This is a genomic window from Neobacillus sp. S1115 (assembly GCF_055385565.1).
In genome coordinates this window covers 999417-1018745 of the sequence record NZ_AP038275.1, presented here as the reverse complement: position 1 = coordinate 1018745, position 19329 = coordinate 999417, and the positions used below count along the sequence as shown (strand labels likewise).

General features: G+C 44.7%; 16 protein-coding genes. 9 read left to right on the top strand and 7 right to left on the bottom strand.

Annotation, left to right across the window (positions count from 1 at the left end; genetic code table 11):
• Nucleotide 1 precedes the first annotated feature (1 nt).
• From ACZ5B7_RS04865 to ACZ5B7_RS04855, 3 genes are read right to left on the bottom strand one after another with little or no spacing between them, the layout of a single operon-like run.
• On the bottom strand, nt 2–814 hold the full coding sequence (locus ACZ5B7_RS04865; RefSeq protein ID WP_464492897.1) for an IclR family transcriptional regulator: 813 nt from the start codon (nt 812–814) through the stop codon (nt 2–4).
• Nucleotides 811–1821 carry an ABC transporter ATP-binding protein gene (locus tag ACZ5B7_RS04860; protein WP_464492896.1) on the bottom strand — a complete coding sequence of 337 codons (1011 nt, stop codon included), beginning with the start codon at nt 1819–1821 and terminating at the stop codon, nt 811–813. Before ACZ5B7_RS04860 ends, ACZ5B7_RS04865 begins: the two co-directional genes overlap by 4 nt.
• Entirely contained in the window at nt 1818–2801 is a 984-nt protein-coding gene (locus ACZ5B7_RS04855) for an ABC transporter ATP-binding protein (RefSeq protein WP_464492895.1), read from the bottom strand. The genes ACZ5B7_RS04860 and ACZ5B7_RS04855 overlap by 4 nt, the downstream gene beginning before the upstream one ends.
• A 254-nt stretch (nt 2802–3055) precedes the next feature.
• Here ACZ5B7_RS04855 and ACZ5B7_RS04850 point away from each other — a divergent pair, with 254 nt between their 5' ends.
• The 8 genes from ACZ5B7_RS04850 (at nt 3056) to ACZ5B7_RS04815 (ending at nt 10521) form a co-directional block, all read left to right on the top strand.
• A complete protein-coding gene (locus ACZ5B7_RS04850; RefSeq protein ID WP_464492894.1) occupies nt 3056–3958 on the top strand; it encodes a DMT family transporter in 903 nt (300 codons plus the stop codon).
• A gap of 42 nt (nt 3959–4000) precedes the next feature.
• Nucleotides 4001–4918, top strand: a complete 918-nt coding sequence (locus tag ACZ5B7_RS04845; protein WP_464492893.1) for a phosphotransferase — start codon at nt 4001–4003, stop codon at nt 4916–4918.
• A 958-nt stretch (nt 4919–5876) separates the two neighbouring features.
• Nucleotides 5877–6332 carry an RrF2 family transcriptional regulator gene (locus ACZ5B7_RS04840; RefSeq protein WP_464492892.1) on the top strand — a complete coding sequence of 152 codons (456 nt, stop codon included), beginning with the start codon at nt 5877–5879 and terminating at the stop codon, nt 6330–6332.
• Nucleotides 6310–6504, top strand: a complete 195-nt coding sequence (locus ACZ5B7_RS04835) for a YezD family protein (RefSeq protein WP_464492891.1) — start codon at nt 6310–6312, stop codon at nt 6502–6504. The genes ACZ5B7_RS04840 and ACZ5B7_RS04835 overlap by 23 nt, the downstream gene beginning before the upstream one ends.
• A gap of 127 nt (nt 6505–6631) precedes the next feature.
• The gene (locus tag ACZ5B7_RS04830) at nt 6632–7693 is read left to right on the top strand and encodes a sulfate ABC transporter substrate-binding protein (protein ID WP_464492890.1); all 1062 of its coding nucleotides are present in this window, start codon (nt 6632–6634) and stop codon (nt 7691–7693) included.
• Nucleotides 7694–7710: 17 nt separating this feature from the next.
• A complete protein-coding gene (gene cysT / locus ACZ5B7_RS04825) occupies nt 7711–8547 on the top strand; it encodes a sulfate ABC transporter permease subunit CysT (protein ID WP_464492889.1) in 837 nt (278 codons plus the stop codon).
• A 15-nt stretch (nt 8548–8562) separates the two neighbouring features.
• Nucleotides 8563–9423 (top strand): sulfate ABC transporter permease subunit CysW, encoded by an 861-nt coding sequence (gene cysW / locus ACZ5B7_RS04820; RefSeq protein WP_464492888.1) that lies wholly within the window; start codon nt 8563–8565, stop codon nt 9421–9423.
• A gap of 3 nt (nt 9424–9426) precedes the next feature.
• Nucleotides 9427–10521, top strand: a complete 1095-nt coding sequence (locus ACZ5B7_RS04815; RefSeq protein ID WP_464492887.1) for a sulfate/molybdate ABC transporter ATP-binding protein — start codon at nt 9427–9429, stop codon at nt 10519–10521.
• Between the two features lie 513 nt (nt 10522–11034).
• Here the strand turns inward: ACZ5B7_RS04815 and ACZ5B7_RS04810 are convergent.
• The gene (locus ACZ5B7_RS04810; RefSeq protein ID WP_464492886.1) at nt 11035–14184 is read right to left on the bottom strand and encodes a DEAD/DEAH box helicase; all 3150 of its coding nucleotides are present in this window, start codon (nt 14182–14184) and stop codon (nt 11035–11037) included.
• Between the two features lie 255 nt (nt 14185–14439).
• Here ACZ5B7_RS04810 and ACZ5B7_RS04805 point away from each other — a divergent pair, with 255 nt between their 5' ends.
• A complete protein-coding gene (locus tag ACZ5B7_RS04805; RefSeq protein WP_378587650.1) occupies nt 14440–14766 on the top strand; it encodes an antibiotic biosynthesis monooxygenase family protein in 327 nt (108 codons plus the stop codon).
• 139 nt (nt 14767–14905) lie between these two features.
• On the opposite strand, the gene ACZ5B7_RS04800 is transcribed toward ACZ5B7_RS04805, so the two are convergent.
• The 3 genes from ACZ5B7_RS04800 to ACZ5B7_RS04790 all read right to left on the bottom strand — a co-directional run bounded on the left by ACZ5B7_RS04800 (nt 14906) and on the right by ACZ5B7_RS04790 (nt 19187).
• Nucleotides 14906–15904, bottom strand: a complete 999-nt coding sequence (locus tag ACZ5B7_RS04800) for an NADP-dependent oxidoreductase (RefSeq protein ID WP_464492885.1) — start codon at nt 15902–15904, stop codon at nt 14906–14908.
• A 299-nt stretch (nt 15905–16203) separates the two neighbouring features.
• Nucleotides 16204–17103, bottom strand: a complete 900-nt coding sequence (locus ACZ5B7_RS04795; protein ID WP_464492884.1) for a DUF2971 domain-containing protein — start codon at nt 17101–17103, stop codon at nt 16204–16206.
• Nucleotides 17104–17264: 161 nt separating this feature from the next.
• Entirely contained in the window at nt 17265–19187 is a 1923-nt protein-coding gene (locus ACZ5B7_RS04790) for an FUSC family protein (protein WP_464492883.1), read from the bottom strand.
• Nucleotides 19188–19329 lie beyond the last annotated feature (142 nt).

Here is a 19329-nt window from a genome sequence, read left to right as displayed (position 1 = left end):
CCTATGTTTGATTCGTTGCTATGGTTTTTCCATATGGATATGGATGGTTATAGCCTAATTTCTTGGAAATTTCAGCAGCTGCCTCCCAAAGCGGTCCAACAAAATGATCCACCTTATCTCTTGGCAGGCTGGTTGAAAAACTGGCAATGCTTAACGCGTACTGGACAGCTCCGCTGCTATTAAAAATTGGTACGCCAATCGACGCGGTTCCCTCTTCTAATTCCGAGTCGCTGTACGAATAGCCCCTATCCCGTATTTGCTTGATTAAAAGAAGAACATCCTCTTTCGTTGCCGGAGACTGGCTGGCATACTTTGTCAGAGGCTTGTCCAAAATCTCTTGTATTTTTTCTTCAGGCAAATAGGCGAGAATGGCACGCGGGCATGCTCCCGCATATAACGGGGCGTGTCTTCCCACTTTTGTGTACAGCCGAACGGGCAGTGTACTTTCTACCTTTTCAATGTACACACCTTCGTCCTGCTCTCGGGCAATCAATTGGATAGCCTCATTAAACTGCTCTTGAAGCTTTTTCATATAAGGATAAGCAATTGGGCGGATATCGAACCTTTCGGCTACTCGCTCTCCCATTTCCAGGAATTTCAACCCCAGCCCGTAGCTTTCTCCGTCAATCACGAGCCCCTCCTGCTGGAAGGTCATCTTTTTTAAATAACCGAGTTCTACAAAAGTTCTTAGCAGGCGCAAACACGTTGGCTTAGGGACACCTGTAAAAGTAGAAATCTCATCCAGCTTCCAGTAAGGTTTCTGTTCCGTAAAAATATCAAGAAGCTGCAAAGCTTTTTTTACTGTTTTACTCATCGAGATTCACCTGCGGCAATCTGTTCCTTGGCGCCTTGATATAAATGGCAGGAAACGAGATGGTCCTCATGAACCGCCTGCAGGCTTGGCTGTTCCGTTTTACAAACATCTAAGCACTTAAAGCAGCGCGGATGAAAGGTACAGCCGCTCGGCGGATTAGAAGGACTTGGGACATCCCCCTGAAGAATAATCCGCTGCTTCTTCTGAAGCGGATGGGAGCTTGGCAATGCTGAAAGCAAAGCTTCTGCATATGGATGAAGCGGAGTATCATACAAACGGTTTTTATCCGCTACCTCTACCATTTTCCCAAGATACATCACGCCAATCCGGTCACAGAAATGCTTAACCACGCTTAAGTCATGAGAGATGAAAATATAGGTCAGTCCAAACTCTTTCTGCAAATCTCTCATGAGGTTAAGAACCTGTGACTGAATGGAAACGTCAAGGGCCGAAACCGGTTCATCGGCGATAATCAGCTTAGGCTTTGAAATCAGCGCCCGGGCAATCCCAATCCGCTGGCGCTGCCCTCCGGAAAATTCATGCGGAAATCTGGTTAATTGCGCCTTAGTTAAGCCTACTTGGTCGGCCACTTCCAAGACCCGTTTTTCCCGCTCACTTCTGTCGGTCACCCCGAAATTAATCAGCGGTTCCTCTATCGTTTCTTTAATTTTCATTCTTGGGTTTAACGACGCAAACGGATCCTGAAAGATAATTTGAATATCTTTTCTCAGCTTTCGCATATCGTTTTTTGAAAGCTCGGCAATATCTCTTCCCTGGAAAAGAATCTTTCCTTCCGTCGGCTCTAGTAATCTAAGAATCGTCCGTCCGGTAGTACTCTTCCCGCAGCCTGACTCACCGACGATTCCAAATGTTTCCCCTTCGTGCACATCAAACGAAACACCGTCCACGGCTTTAACCTGCTTTAAGGTTTTTTTGCCGAATACCCCGCCTTTTATGGGGAAATACTTCTTTAAGTCTTGAACTTGCAATATTGGATTTTGTGTCACAGTACCGCCTCCGAATCACCATTTTCATAGAGCCAGCATTTTACCTTTGAGCCGTTCACCTCATACAATGGCGGCGTGCTCTTGCAGCGTTCATGAGCAAAGCTGCAGCGTGCGGCAAAGCGGCAGCCGGAAGGCATTTTCCCTGGGGCCGGTACCACACCCGGAATCGAAGATAGATATTCCTTCTCTTCATTCACATCCGGCAGGGAGGATAATAACCCTTTTGTGTACGGGTGCCTTGGACGGTCGAACAGTTCGACCACCTGTGCTTCTTCGACGATTTCTCCCGCATACATGACGATGACACGGTCGCACATTTCTGCCACAACACCTAGGTCGTGTGTGATTAGTACAATCGACATATTTAACTGTTCCTGCAGCTTTTTCATTAACTCAAGGATTTGCGCTTGAATGGTCACGTCCAAAGCCGTTGTTGGTTCATCGGCAATCAGGATTTCCGGATTGCATGAAAGAGCGATGGCAATCATGACCCTCTGCCGCATCCCGCCGGAAAGCTGGTATGGATATTCATCAAGAACCTGCTCCGGTCTTGGAATTCCGACAAGCTTCAGCATTTCTAGCGCGCGTTCTCTCGCTTGTTTCTTCGAGACGTTCTCATGGCTTAAAACCATTTCGACAATTTGCTGGCCAATTGTGTAAACCGGGTTTAGCGAGCTCATCGGTTCCTGAAAAATCATCGCAAGTCTTTTTCCTCTGATTTTCCGCCAATCCTTCTTTTTGAAATCCTTAAAATGAAGGCTCTCTGTTTTGATATCGCCGTCAAACCACTCCACGCCAGGCGGCAGGAGCCCCATTAACGATAGCGATGTCATACTCTTCCCGCACCCGGATTCTCCTACAATCCCAAGTGTCTCGCCTTTATTCAGGGAGAAGCTGATTCCGTTCACAATCGCAATTTTATTCCCATCATCATTAATACCGACTTTTAACTGATCAATCTCTAACACTTTTTGAACCATTATGACACTCCTAACGGTTTCATTTTGTGAAATGCAATTTCATTTTATGATTTTAATAATATAAAATAATGCGAATATTTTCAATAGTATTTGATGGAAAATAATTTAGAAATGTCGAAATAATCAATAGTCTGGTAAAAACTGTCGCATTTTAGCTTTTCCCTGTTCTATTTACATGGGGGTCTTCCATTCAAATAGATATTGAGAAATTAGCTATTTTGTGGTTGGATTAGTATATCTGGGAGGGCTTTACAATGAGTGTGAAATTTAGATTAATCATGACGATGCTCATCTTTGGGAGCATTGGAGTGTTTGTTAAGAAGATTGATTTGAGTTCAAGTGAGATTGCTTTCTTACGCGGGGTGATTGGCAGTCTATTCCTGCTTTTAGCTAGTTTTCTAGTAAAACACAAACCGTCTATGAAGGCGCTGAAAGAAAATGCGGTGCTGCTCCTTTTATCAGGCGGGGCAATTGGTCTTAACTGGATTTTTTTATTCGAGTCCTATCGGTATACGACCATATCCAATGCCACAATCAGCTATTACTTCGCACCAATATTTGTGATGATGTTAGCTCCTTGGGTTCTGAAGGAGAAACTGACGGGTGAGAAGGTTATTTGTATCGTCATGGCTATGGCGGGCTTATTTTTAATCGTGCAGAACGGTCCTGGCGGGGGAGGCGGGTCACACAATCATACCTTAGGGATTTTCTATGGCCTTTTGGCGGCATCCTTATATGCCAGCGTGATTTTAATGAACAAATTTATTAAAAATCTATCTGGTTTTGAAATGACATTAGTTCAATTAATGGCGGGAGCTTTAGTACTGTTACCCTATGTATTGTGGCAAGGGCAGCTTAACCTTGCTGGATTGAACTCCACTTCGATTATTTTTATTTTAATACTGGGTATTGTACATACGGGTTTAGCTTATTTCATGTACTTTACTTCCATTCAAAAACTAAAAGGACAAACCATTGCAGTTCTTAGCTATATTGACCCGATTTCCGCCGTCATCATCGCGGCGTTATTCCTGCACGAAAGTATGACATGGGTCCAAATGATTGGCGGCGCCCTCGTATTGGGCTCGACATTTTTGAGCGAAAAACTAGAATTAAAAATCGAGAAAAACGGGCAGACTCCTACTACCTCGCCGTAATAGGGGTCTGTTTTTTCTAAATTGGGATTGGAGGATTAATGAATGAGTTCGCCATGGTCTCCTGAGAGAGTTATCTCTAATGAAGAAGCGATTATGCTGATTGAAAAACAGTTTCCGCAGTTGAAACCTGTAACTATACAGGTATTGGGTGAAGGATTTGACAATTCCGTCTTTCTCGTAAATGAGCAATTTGTGTTTCGTTTTCCTAGGCGTGAAATAGCAGTAAACTTACTTAAAGTCGAGATCCGGCTGCTTCCGGTCGTGGCTCCTTTACTGCCAATTCCAGTACCGGATCCTATTTTTCAAGGCATTCAAGAAGAAGGATATCCGTGGGCTTTTGCTGGGTACAAAATGTTAAGCGGAAAGAACCTGTCCTGCTTAACTCCTGAACAGCGAATGCTGTCAGTGGAACCATTAGCTCAATTTTTAAAAACACTTCACGCTTTTCCGATAAACGAAGCGGAAAAGCTCGGCGTTCCTTACGACGAGCTGGGTCGGACTGATATTTTAAAAAGAAAGCCTATGTTGGAAACGAACATCGAAAAGGCTGTGGATTTAGGTTTGATTGGCGGACATCAGCTGGGGCAGCTGCAGTTATTTCTTTCAACAGTTGAGAAACCTTTTGAGGATGATAGCTATGCACTAGTACACGGTGATTTTCATATTCGAAATATGCTAGTCGATGACAGCGGCAGAGTGTCCTCGGTGATTGATTGGGGCGATGCCCATATTGGCAGCCCGGCGATAGACTTGTCGATTGCGTATAGTTTTATTCCCGAGGAAGGCAGGGAGTTCTTTTTTCGGCTATATGGTGAAGTATCGTCTGGGGTCAAAAAGATAGCAAGATTTAGAGCCATCTATTCGCTTATCATGCTGCTTTTGTATGGAAATAGTCAGCAGGATGAGATTTTGGTCGCTGAAAGTCGGGAAGGGTTGGGGTTGGCATTGGCAGGTTTATAGCAGTGCGCCCTCTTTGCTTATTGTGGGGGGACATAACTACCTGAGATGGGGGGCTATTTCTTGTTCGGGGGTTATGGGGCGGGTCATAACTACCCGGGATGGGGGGCGCTTTCTTGTTCGAGGGTTATGGGGCGGGTCATAACTACCTGGGATGGGCCGCGCTTTCCTGTTCGGGCGTTATGAGGGGTTCATAACTACCCGGGATGGGCCGCTCTTCCCTGTTCGGGCGTTATGGGGGGGTCATAACTACCCGGGATGGGCCGCTCTTCCCTGTTCGGGCGTTATGAGGGGTTCATAACTACCCGGGATGGGCCGCGCTTTCCTGCTCGGGCGTTATGGGCGGTTCATAACTACCCGGGATGGGCCGCGCTTTCCTGTTCGGACGTTATGAGGGGCTCAAAACTACCCGGAATGGGGCGCTCTTCCCTGTTTGGGCATTATGAGGGGTTCATAACTACCCGGGATGGGCCGCGTTTTCCTGTTCGGGCGTTATGGGGTGACTCATAACTACCTTGGCCAGCGGCTCTCGTTCAGTTCAGTCCGTATAAATCCTTTATCTGCGACCGATCCCTGAAGAATTCCCAATTCAGTAGCATATATTTCACCGGAAGTTTTTTTGGGTCTGGCACTAGACAATTAACCTAAACAAACGCTTAGAGCGAAAAATTCTCTAGGCGTTTTTTATCATGGAAAAATTCAAAAAGTTCTTGATTTTTTAAATACGGCATATTATGATTTTGAATTAAGTAATCCTATAGTTATTATCGGAATTTACTTTACCATCATAAATTGGGCTGACTTTAGAGGAATAGGATAAGTGCCCTACACTCCTTTACTGCTTATATTTATTAAAACTAATACCTGGTTCATAACATTCCTGTCCCAGCACTCCCTTAGGGAGCTATTTTTAGCAGTGAATGTTGACTGAAATACTCAACATTAAGGAGAGGAACTCAAAATGAAGGTATCAAGTAAAGGCGAATATGCCTTAAGGGCCCTGCTCCTGCTTGGAGGGCATCAAGGCAATGTCCTCGGCATCCAGGAAATTGCCGAGAAGACCCTGGTAACCACTAATTACCTCGAACAAATCCTGCTTCAATTAAAAAAGCTGGGCTATGTAACAAGTAAACGAGGGGCAAAAGGCGGCTATATGCTCCTAAAAGAACCGCAGGAAATCAATATTGGAGAAATCATTCGGGAATTGGAAGGGCCTTTGTCACCGATGGGATGTGCATCCATTACGAAGTATGAACCATGTCCACTAGAGGTGGGCTGCCAATTAAAGCCCCTATGGTCCTTGGTCAGAGATACCATTGCTTATGTCCTAGACCGGACAACACTTGAAGATTTATTAGAAAACAAAATAAGTCTAGTAAAAGGAGAGGATTTAGTTGTCATCAAAAATACACCTTAATCATCAAGTGCTAGAAAAACTCGAAAGTTTGTTGGAAGGATTAGAATTTGGAACTGTGCAAATCACCGTTCACGATTCGCAAATCACGCAAATCGACCGGTTAGAAAGACACCGGCTGCCACTGCAGAAAAAAACCAGCCAAGTAACGAACAACAGGAAAACCGAAAGATGAATATGCTGCCGATCGGACCCCCGAAGGCCCTTTAGTTAGATGTACGTGACGATGTACATGCAAAAACTAATGGGCTTTTTTTGTTGAAAAAAAGCCCCGCCAATACACAAAAAAAGGGGAGTTAAAAATGCTCAAAAAAGTCTTAATAACGTTAATTTCACTCATGTTTCTTGTAGGGGCGGCCGGTTGCTCGAGCCAAACTTCAACTGAACCGGCCAAGTCCAAAAAAGATGCCGCCGCAAAGGAAACCAGTAAGAAACCGATTGAACTGCTAAATGTGTCATATGATCCAACCCGTGAACTTTACGAGGAATATAACAAAAGCTTCGCCGCCTATTGGGAGAAGAAAACTGGTCAAAAAGTGACGATTAACCAATCTCATGGCGGTTCCGGCAAGCAGTCCCGCTCTGTTATTGACGGACTCGAAGCCGATGTCGTGACGCTGGCCCTTGCTTATGATATCGATGCGATTGCAGGAGCAGGCAAGCTTGCGGACGACTGGCAGGAGCGGCTGGCTGACAACAGTTCACCGTACACCTCAACCATTGTCTTCCTGGTGCGAAAAGGGAATCCCAAAGGAATCAAGGACTGGGATGACTTAGTGAAAAAAGATGTTTCCGTTATTACCCCGAATCCAAAAACCTCTGGCGGTGCACGTTGGAATTACTTAGCTGCTTGGGGCTATGCACTGCAGCAAAATAACGGAAATGAACAAAAAGCACAGGAATTTGTGGCAAAGCTCTTTAAAAACGTACCGGTATTGGATTCCGGAGCCCGCGGCTCGACGACTACCTTCGTCGAAAGAGGAATCGGTGATGTATTGATTGCATGGGAAAATGAGGCTTATCTTGCCCTTAAGGAATTCGGCGAAGACAAATTTGAAGTAGTCAATCCATCTGTCAGCATCCTGGCTGAACCTCCTGTTTCCGTTGTCGATACAGTGGCGAAAAAGCATGGGACCGAAGAAGTGGCAAAAGCGTATCTTGACTATTTATATACAGTTGAAGGACAGGACATTGCCGCGAAGAATTTTTACCGCCCACGCAATAAAGACATCGCTGAAAAATATGCGAGCCAGTTCCCGGATATCAAACTATTCACGATTGATGAGGTTTTTGGCGGCTGGAAGAAAGCCCAAAAAACTCACTTTGATGATGGCGGCATCTTCGACCAAATCTATAAACCGTAAAGAATGGAGGCTTTCACGTGTTTAATCAATCCAAACGCCGCCGGGTGCTCCCGGGATTCGGCTTGTCAATGGGGTATACGGTCATTTATCTCAGCCTAATTGTCCTGATCCCGATTGCGGTTTTATTTTTAAAAGCAACTACCATAAGTTTGGCCGAATTTTGGGAGACTATAACGAATGAGAGAGTCGTAGCTTCCTATAAACTGACCTTCTATACCTCCTTCGTTGCTGCAATGGTGAATGTTCTATTTGGAACGCTTATTGCCTGGGTATTAGTCAGATATGACTTCTTTGGGAAACGATTCGTTGATGCGCTTGTCGACCTGCCGTTTGCCCTGCCGACTGCAGTTGCAGGGATTGCACTTACCGCCATCTATGCTCCGAATGGTTGGATTGGTCAATATTTAGAAGCAGCCGGGGTGAAGATTGCCTATACACAGTATGGAATCATGATTGCGTTGACGTTTATCGGCCTCCCCTTTGTGGTTCGTTCTGTCCAGCCTGTCTTGCAGGAATTGGATCAACAGTTTGAAGAGGCCGCCGCGACACTTGGTGCCAATTCGTCCCAGATTTTTTTCAAAATTATTTTTCCAGCCATTTTCCCGGCCATGTTAACTGGCTTTGCCCTTGCCTTTGCAAGGGCTTTGGGTGAATATGGGTCGGTCGTGTTCATATCCGGTAACATGCCGATGAAAACGGAAATTGTCCCCCTGCTCATCATTACAAAATTGGAGCAATACAACTACGGGGGTGCCGCCGCCATTGCTGCTGTCATGCTCGTAATCTCCTTCCTTCTATTATTCTTAATTAATTTTTGGCAGTGGAGAACGGCGAGGAAACATCAAGTGACCTAGAGGAGTTTGAAAAATATGATTGCTAGAGAACATGTCCATCTAAAAATTCCAGGAGCCAGCCGGATTAAGCTGGCTCCGATAAGAAAATGGCTGCTGATTGGAACTGCCCTGGGATTCTTAGGGATCTTTATCCTCATTCCCCTCATCGCGGTTTTTACTGAGGCTTTGAAAAAAGGAATTGAATTATACTTCGCGGCCATCACAGAGCCTGATGCCCTTTCAGCGATTAAACTTACGCTCATCACCGCGGCTATTGCCGTTCCCTTGAATACCATCTTCGGCGTCATTGCCGCTTGGGGAATGGCGAAATTTAATTTTAAGGGTAAGAATATCCTGATTACCCTGATTGATATCCCTTTTGCTGTTTCCCCTGTTATTGCAGGTCTCGTGTTTGTGTTGTTGTATGGTTCAAATGGGGTGTTTGGTCCGTTTTTGGAAGCCAGCAATTTAAAAATCATATTTAGTGTACCGGGAATTGTTCTCGCTACTACTTTTGTCACCTTCCCGTTTGTAGTTCGCGAGTTAATTCCAATTATGCAGGAACAGGGCACTGAAGAGGAGCAGGCAGCAATAACACTTGGTGCGAACGGCTGGCAAATGTTTTTTCGGGTCACTCTGCCAAATATTAAATGGGGATTACTGTACGGTGTGATTCTGTGCAACGCCCGGGCGATGGGTGAGTTTGGCGCCGTTTCGATTGTTTCCGGCCACATAAGAGGGCTGACCAACACCCTCCCTCTTCATGTTGAAATTTTGTATAACGAATATAACTTTACCGCCGCTTTTGCCGTCGCTTCCCTATTGGCTCTGCTTGCGCTTGTTACGTTAGTTTTTAAAAGTATTTTGGAATGGAAGAATAATAGAAAGGGAGATTAAGATATGGGGATTACAATCAGTGGCGCAACGAAAGTATTTGGTGCTTTTGCGGCCGTCAAAGATATCAAGCTAGAAATATCAACCGGAGATTTTGTGGCATTATTAGGTCCTTCCGGTTCTGGGAAAACCACCCTTCTCAGACTGATTGCAGGACTGGAGGGGCTGGATACAGGTTCGATATTTTTCAACGGTACGGATTATTCTTTCAAGACTGTAAAAGAACGAAAGGTTGGCTTTGTATTTCAGCATTATGCCCTGTTTAAACATATGACAATTTTTGAAAATGTGGCTTTTGGGTTGAAGGTACGACCGCGCAAATTGCGTCCTTCCAGGAGTGAAATCAAGGATAAAGTACTAGAGTTATTAAGGCTGGTGCAGCTGGAGGGTGTGGCCGACCGTTATCCCTCCCAGCTTTCAGGTGGCCAAAGGCAAAGGATTGCGTTGGCCCGGGCACTGGCCGTGGAGCCGGAGGTGCTGCTTCTTGATGAACCATTCGGAGCGTTGGATGCCAAGGTTCGCCAGGAGCTGCGTCATTGGTTAAGGGAAATCCACCGAAAGCTTAATATTACCACTGTATTTGTCACGCATGATCAGGAAGAGGCACTTGAGATGGCCGACACTGTTGTGGTGATGAATCATGGGAAAATTGAACAAATTGGTTCACCTGCGGAAGTTTATGAAAAACCGGCAAATGCCTTTGTCTATAGCTTTTTGGGCCGGGTGAACGAATTCCGTGGGGCTGCTTTGTATAATGATGTTGCAATTGCGAGGGATTCGGCGGTTGAAGCGGTCGGGTATATCCGCCCCCATGAGATTGGGTTGAGCAGGTTTTTCAATGGGGTTGGCATACCAGCAGAAGCCTCACATGTCAATGCGGTTGGATCTACTGTTCGGGTTGTCCTGAAACGCCTTGATACGGAAGATTATTTTGAAGCGGAATTGACGAGTGGCAATTTTCGGGAACTTGGTCCGTTTCATAAAGGGGATATTCTTTATGCTGATTTTACAAATATCGTCGTGTTTGAGGCTAAACTGGATGCTGATCATGCAAAAGTAATGGAAAAGGTAACTGCTGGGGCTTTTTCGGCGTTTACGTAGGTTCTAATTCAAATTTATATGGAGACCGGTCGCCAATAATTCCTATTGGTGACCGGAGCTCTTGATTTTCCCATCGTTCGGGCGCCAATAACCTCTATTGGTGACCCGGGCTCTTGGTTTTTCCGTCGTTCGGGCGCCAATTGCCTCTATTGGTGACCGAAACTCTTGACTTTTACACTGTCCGGGCGCCAATTGCCTCTATTGGTGACCGAAACTCTTCATTTTTACACTGTCCGGGCGCCAATTGCCTCTATTGGTGACCGAAACTCTTGACTTTTACACTGTCCGGGCGCCAATTGCCTCTATTGGTGACCGAAACTCATGATTTTTACACTGTCCGGGCGCCAATTGCCTCTATTGGTGACCGAAACTCTTGATTTTTACACTGTCCGGGCGCCAATTGCCTCTATTGGCGACCGAAGCTCTTGATTTTTACACTGTCCGGGCGCCAATTGCCTCTATTGGCGACCTAAGCTCTTGATTTTTCAGCTGTCCGGGCGCCAATAAAGGTTATTAAATCATCAGTATCTCTCTAATATCCTCTTCCGTCAGTGTCCCCATCGCCTTCTCATCCGAATCAATAATTTCCTCAATTAAAAGCCTCTTTTTGTCCTGCAGTTCATTAATCTTTTCCTCGATGGTGCCGCGGGCGATAAGCTTGATGACCTGAACCTCATTTTGCTGGCCCATCCGGTGCGCGCGGTCTGCGGCTTGTTCCTCGACGGCCGGGTTCCACCAAGTGTCATATAAAATAACGGTATCCGCCCCCATCAGATTAAGGCCGGTTCCGCCTGCTTTCAAGGAAATCAGGAAAAGGTCGCGTTTACCGCGATTGAACCGTTCGCAGATTTCCACCCGCTCTTCAGATGGAGTCTGCCCATCAAGGTAAAAGTATGGCTGTCCTTTTGCCGTTAACCGCCGTCCAATCAACGCCAGCATTTTCGTAAACTGGGAAAAGATTAACACCCGTCTCCCGGAAAGCCGTGATTCCTCTAATATTTCCATGAGCTGTTCAAATTTTGCCGACCCGCCTTGATAGCCGTCTACGAACAAGCCCGGATGGCAGCAAATCTGCCGCAGGCGGGTCAACCCCGCTAAAATCTTGATACGATTTTTTCGAATCGTGTCTTTGTCCAGATGCTTTAATGTATCATGCCGAAGCTTGGCCAAGTAAGCAGCATACAGCCTCTTTTGTTCAGGTAACAGCTCAACCAAATCCAACGATTCGATTTTTGCAGGCAGTTCGGATAAGACATCCTCCTTCATCCTGCGCAGCAAGAATGGCCGGATCCTGCGAGCGATTTGTTTTCGGGTCAGCTGGCTGAATTCCTTTAGCCCAAGGAAAAGCTCCGGAAAAACGACATGAAAAATCGACCACAGCTCCTCCGATGAGTTCTCAACCGGCGTGCCCGTCAGCGCAAAACGATGATGGGCCTGCAGCTTTTTTACCGCCCGGGCTGTTTGCGTTAACGGATTTTTAAAGGCCTGGGCCTCGTCAAAAAACACGGTATGAAAGGTTTGTTTTTCAAACCAAAGGATGTCCTTACGCAGCAAAGGATAGGAAGTGACAATGACATCGACATCGGAAAGATCCTGTTGCTGCCTGTTCCGCTCCTCCTTCGAACCATCGATGACCACTGCCCGCAGTTGGGAGGTCCCCGTAAATTTCCTAAACTCGCTTAGCCAGTTATAGGTCAGAGAGGACGGACAGACAACGAGGACCGGCTGCTTTTGCTTGCGAATTTCCGGAAGTACCGACACAATAAAAGCGATGCTTTGAATCGTCTTTCCCAGTCCCATATCATCGGCCAAAATCCCCCCGAAGCCAAAGTGGACAAGAGTCTTCATCCATTTAAAGCCAACTTTTTGATAATCTTTGAGAATAGGCTCAAGACTGCGAGGCACCTCGAAGTCCAGGCTGCCCGGGTTTCGGAGCTGTTCCATAAACTGCCGGAACGATTCCTCTAGCTTAAAGGTGTCGCTCACCTCCACCGTATCCAGCAGCTGCAGACACTGTTCGATAGGCAAGGCCAGTCCATTCCCTAAGTCACCGGCCTTCATAAGTGGTGAATGGAGAAACTGCTGAATCTCCTCGAATTCCCTTGTTTGCAAGGATAGCAGAGAGCCATTCGGCATTCTATAATACTTCCGTTTTTCCTCCAGCGCCTCCAAGACATAGCGAATCTGATTGTCGGAAATACCGTCCATTTCAAACTTGAATTCCAACCAATTGGTCCGCTCCTTCTTTACCTTCACTCTTATTTTCGGAAAAACATTTTCTCGAAAAATTCGACTACGGACAGCCGTGGTCGCATATATTTGGGCGAGCTTTTGCAGGCGGGGTACGACATAGACCAGAAATTCGTACTCAAGATCCTCATTATGCAAAAAATAGCCCCCATCCGTCTTGGCGAATGAGCTGTCCTCCATGATTTGTAGGATTTCCGCTTCCCTCTCGACATCCCTAACGACCATGGAGCCTGAGGGGAGTTCCCTGCCCTCCAAAGGATTGATCACCATATGTTCATAGTGAAACTCAAGCCCTGCGAGGAGTCGGTTTTTCACCCGATCCAAGTAGAGCTTGGCCTTCAACGGTGTTTTCATCCAGGTTTTTGTGATGGAATCGGCAATCTCTACCTGTCCTAGTTCTTTCAATCCCGGAGCGACTTTTTCAAGAAAAAACGGAATTTGTTCGTGCGGGATCGGGATTTTGTTGGTCCTGGAATCATGGAGCATTCGCTTTAGTTCCAATAACCTCTGGAAATCCTGATTCTTCAATTGTGTTATTTTCCCCTCGTAAAGAACGGAGCGATAGGTTTCGAGAATCAGTATTTGATCGAATCCTTCAACCACCAGTAGATTTTCCGTAAAAGCAAACTGTATTGGCAGCGAACCGTCTGACAGCTGGAGTTCCTCATAGGTTTGGCCATTGTAATGTATTTTGACCCGGGAAGCCTTTATAAGTAATGGCAGGAGCCGGTCCCATAAGGATGCCGAAATCGGCAGGACTTGCAGATCCAAAGCTTCCTTGCCATACGCCTGTTCATCTCGAACCATGTTAATCAGCTGCTGAATGACGGCGTCGGTTTCTTTTTGAAAGCAATGAAGGCTTGGGTCGTAGGTAAAGGACTCCGAAACAATACATGGATTTCCATTGCTGACCTTGTTCAAAAACTCTCTGATATTCTTAACCTTGTTCTCTTCCACGTCCATCTCAATGCCAAGTATAAGCCGGCCTTCGCCTGCTGCGACTGGTTTACAGGTAAACCCGGCATCCAGCACGGTTCTTTTTTCAAAATAATTCTGGTGTCCGCTAGACTGGACGGGCTTATGATCGAAAATGGTCATCAGGCCGGCGGTCAGTTCCTGATTTGGTGTGGTCCCTTGCTGCTGATGGTCGTAGATCGCCAATAAAACAGCAGCAATATGCTGGCAATCCTTTTGAAAAGAAGCTAGCTTAGGGCAGCTGCAATTTGTACGAATCTCACCATCTGCATCCGTTTCAACAGTTACATGAAAATCGCCATCAACTGTCGCCTGACAGCGATCCAGACCATATTCAGTGAAGGTCACTTTGTTCGTCCGATAAAAATAATCTCCTCTTTTGAAGGAGACCGCGCCACACATATCACTGATGATTTTATAAGTTAACTCTATGTTCATGCGGTCGCTCCTTCGTTAAGAGATTTCAATATTACGATTTTATCACAAGTTCGGTTCATATTCATACCTAAGCGAATGCTGAAAATATAGGCATTGCTCAAACCTTCCAAACATATATCAAGAAGTACAATATACAACTTTTGGTTTATTTCTCTTTTGCCCCTCAATTGCTTTAATAAAGGATGATCGTCCGCCTGCCGAGTTACTAAAATTCTATAAAGCCCACAAATTTAATTTTAAAAGGGGGAAGAAACATTGAGTAATACCGACAAAACTCCAGCACCACCATACTATGCGGTCATTTTCACATCGGTACGAACCGATGGTGACAATGGTTACGAGAAGATGGCAGAAAAAATGGTCGAATTAGCTTCAAGGCAAAAAGGTTTCTTAGGAATTGAAAGTGCCCGTGACAAAGAGACAGGAATTACCGTATCCTACTGGGACTCTTTGGAGGCGATAAAGGCATGGAAGGAACATACAGCACATAAAGCGGCGCAGGAAAAGGGCCAAACTGAATGGTATAAGCATTACAAAGTGAGAATCTGCAGGGTGGAGAGAGCTTACTCTTTCGATAAATAGTAGCGCACATTGCTTAGAGTGTGAGCCACTTTTTTGACCGGTTCACCTTTGCCCTTGATTCCGCTACAACACAATCTCAGTCATAACCTGCTCCTTCTGATGTCGATTATGCTCATTCTACAATAGATTTAGAGTCCTCTTATTTTATCCTAACAATAACCTTCCCTTTTGCTCGTCCTGTTTCCACGTAATCCAATGCTTCCTGTGTATCGACAAACGGATAAACTCGGTCGATTACAGGGATGATTTTACCCTGCTCGATTAAACCTTTAATAAAGGTTAACTGCTTACCACTTGGTTTCATGAAATGATAGAGATACTCTACGTTATACTTCTTTTCTAATGATGCAGTTTTGAGGTTGACGAGTGAAAAGAGAATCATTCGAAATAAACCTAAATTTTCTTTTCTAGCAAATTTGGCATCAGGCAATGCGGCAATGGAAACAATTTTTCCAAGCGGTTTTAAAATTTCAAACGACTTGACCAGCGTATCTTTTCCTACCGTATCAAATACTGCATCGTAATCTTTTAAAATCTCTGCAAAACTCTCTTTTTTATAATTAACGATTACATCCGCCCCTAGGGACTTAACGAGGTCGTATCCCTTTTCGCTGACAGTGGTTGCCACGTATACCCCCATTTCTTTAGCCAGTTGGATCGCAAAGGTGCCTACCCCACCTGAACCTGCAGGTATAAAGACTTTTTGTCCTGCTTTAAGCCCCATCATCTCAAAAGCTTGGATTGTCGTTAATCCCACCAATGGGATTGAGGCAGCTTCTTCAAAGGATAAATTACCTGGCTTTAAGGCGATGTCATCCTCGTGAACCGCAATCATCTCAGCAAATGTCCCGATTCTGGTTTTTCTAGGCCGTCCAAACACCTCATCTCCGATTGAAAACTTTGTTACCTTCGATCCCACCTGGATGATTGTCCCCGAAAAATCATTCCCCAACGTTAAAGGAAATTCATATTTCGCTAGTAGCCTCACGATTCCATCTCTAATTTTAAAATCTACAGGATTAATGCTTGCTGCATGAATTTCAACCAATACCTCATGTTCACCAAGCAGAGGCGTCGGTTTCTCCATTAGGCGTACAGGAACATTTTTACCATATCGATCTATGACCATTGCTTTCATTTTGTAACTTATCTTCCCTTCCGTTATCGGAATAAAATTGACAATAAATTTACAATTCCTCCAAAATGGATTAACAAAATTCGTCTATACTGAGTTTATCAAACTCAAATCTAAAGGAGTTGTAAGAATGATTGATTTCTTGTTTCGCCTTATTATATTAACTCCAGTTTGCACGCTGCTTTGCCCTTAACATCCCCTTCTAGGGAGCCCCAAACATTGTAACACTCAGCCCACACTCTACACAGCAACTCCTCATTTAGTAGAAAAAAAGCGAACAGCACCAATTTACCGTTCGCCTCTTAAAATCTTAATGGGGCTTTAGACGTACAAAGTTCTATCCCTTCCAGTTTTTTTACGGACAAATAGAATTCTAGCCCGGACTTGACAATATCTAATTTGGTTCGGGGGCCGATCGTTATTTTGCGAACCAAAAGCTTGCCTTCCCGTGATTCATCATTTTGGTCAACCACAGGTACTTTAATAAACGGGATAAATGCCCCTCGGGACACCCGAAAGTGGATGTGTTCATCGGATTTTGGGATGAAAATGAATCTGAATTCTTCTTCGCAGGCAAAGGTGGGATGCTTAATAAAGCAGCCTAATGTTCCGAAAGTAAATAGCAACACACGCGAAAAACTCTCCTCTGACAAATTGGAGTTTCTTACCAATTTCAGCAGTCTGGTAATCACTTCTTTCACAATTTGCCTTTGTTTCTCCTCATCATAAACCACTTTTCCAACAAAGGTAATTTGTGAGTTAAATGATTGCCCAAAAAATTTCGAGGCGTCGATTCCGATATTGCAGCCCTCATTCGCCCCGTAGTTATACCAGAGCGGCAACGAATCAGGGTTTTCCGTTAAGGAAAAGGCGAAGATGTTTAAATCCTTATAATAACTTTCGGTGGAGGCAAAATCCTTGTATAAGGCAATAAAGGTGTCTTTTTCTTTGCTGTCCTCAATCTCGCCAATAATCGCCCGAACTACTTCAGTCACATAGGCGATCTCTTTGTAATCGTTCATGAAGTCCACACGGGTAATCCAAAAGCACTTTTCCCGGTCCAGGATATTATTCAATGCTTTCATGGACGTATAATGATAAAGCAGCGGGCCCTGCATAATCTTGTCCAGGTTTTCAAAAATATGCTCTTTAAAGTATTCCGCCATTTCTTGGCTGAAATCGTCTAAAATGACTTGTCCCAAAGACTGCTCCTCCTTCAAATTTTTCTTATAGTATTTCTATTTTTTGGAGGGAACATTTCGGTTTGGGTCAGGTTTTTGGAAAAACTTCTGAATTCCAAATTAAAAGCGTGGCCGCTTCAAGACCACGCTTAGCTTTTTGGGACGAATTTTACGAAACCGCACTATAAAGGAACTCCTTCATAATTTTGAAGCGCCTTTTGTAAGTAACGGAGCTCTTTTTGGATACTTTGGAATGATATGATTCCAGGAATCGATTTTAGGGGCGGTGCTTTTTTCAAATGGGTCGCTATCGCCATCGTTTCACACGCTAAGAGCAGCTGGGCAAGTTCATCATCAGCAAGAATTGGACGGTTGCTTAATTTAGCTGCATTCTCCAGCAGATAACCTAGATGTTCAATAGAATGGACTACCGGCCAGTAATAATCCAATACATCGCGATTGACCGGAATCTCACCTGAAGCAGTATTATACAGGATTTTCAAATTCAAAATGTTCGTTCTCATTTTCTTTAACTCTGTGCTATTTCTAGCATTAAACCCCTTTCCTTGGTCAGAGAAGAGAACAAATAAAAATTGCGACTGACTGCGAATGGTTTTGCTGATTAAGTGCGGAAGTCGGCTGGAGGCGGACCTCCTTCCGACCAGCCATACTCCTATTAGACCAATGATACTGCCGATAAAAACATCCATCATTCTTGCCGAGGCAAAATAGGCAAAGCTAAAGCTCCCATGGCTTGTGCTTTCTGCCATGAGTAACGCATTAGGGGTGAAAAACAATGCCGCTAACGCATAATTTTTCACGATAAACAGCTCAGTAATGAACGTAAACAGTAAAACTAATAAAGCGATTATGTATCCATCAGGCTGAATCGAAAGAATCAAGCTGGCAATCAGAATTCCAAGCAATGTACCTATTCCTCTTTGAATGGCCCGATGGTAAGTGGCGACTATGGAATAGCCTGACATGACGGCCACGCAGGACAATGGGACCCAAAAGGAACGGGCAAATCCGACCTCAAACGCGAAGATAGCAGCAATGATTGTGATGATCCCAAACCTCATGGCAGCAATAAAAATAATCGAGTTTTTATCAAAGGCCCCGCCAAAGACACTCTTAAGTGACAATTTTGAGAATTCAACCTCTTGATTGATTTTGGAAGTGGGTTCATTCATAACTGCATCTGCATCATAAATCAATTTAAATAAATGAGCGACCGAAGCATCCATCTCTTCAGGCTGTAAAATGACTTCAGAATTAGTGTCACTTTTATTTTTTTTGCTTAACGAGTTTGCTATTTTTCGGACAGACTGCGCTGCTTCTGGCGGTAGTGGTACTCGGTCTTCTGGAAAATCTTCAAGTAAATAGGTAAAAATATTATGAGCCGAATTGTTTAATACATATAAACGTTTGAAATAGTTCGTTTGCCTGATAGGCGTTTGCCCTGATGCCAATGTTTCGTCCGCATCCATTAATGCTGACATGACACGGTGCCGCGACTCGTGGAATCGGTCTGTCCCTACTGAATCAAGCAATGCTGCGAGCTCTAACAGGCCCCTTTTAACTACTCCTGTTTCAGGACCATGGGGATCAGAAAACCAGCCAAGCATAGCCAAAATCCATGATAGACTTCCGCCTAGGAAGACTAGGCCTGCTCTTAATGGAGCAAGCTCAGGTGCCTGGGGCATTCCTGTTACCATTGAAAAAACGAGGACCAGGAAGATGGCAGCAGGACCTGCAATCCTTAAGGCTCCGAAAATAAAGATGGCTGCAGCTCCGATGATGCCCATAAAAATCGCTACCAGCATGGGATAAGGGGCCACCAGTGTACCTAACGCGGTAAGGAAAGTGAGGGCAATGACAATCCAAAAGATCTTTTTCGCTCGCTGCGCGTATGGAACATTAAACACATATAGATATGTAAATCCGCCCAATCCGGCAATTAATCCATATTCCAGGTTGCCAAATAACAAGCCAATCAAAATCGGCAGTGCCGCAGCCAGTCCTGCTGTAAAGGCCTTTAGCCACGGAAATGGCTTCCTATTGACGGTCAAAGCTTGTTTTAATATAGATGGTGATTTCTCCATACCGACCACTTCTTTCTAAAACTTAAGTCACAAAATACATTTTAAACCAAATATTTTTTCAAGGAGGAAATAATGCTTATATTATCGGAATAAAAAAGCCTAAATCACAGGATGATTTAGGCTTTTTTATTATTTCCTATAT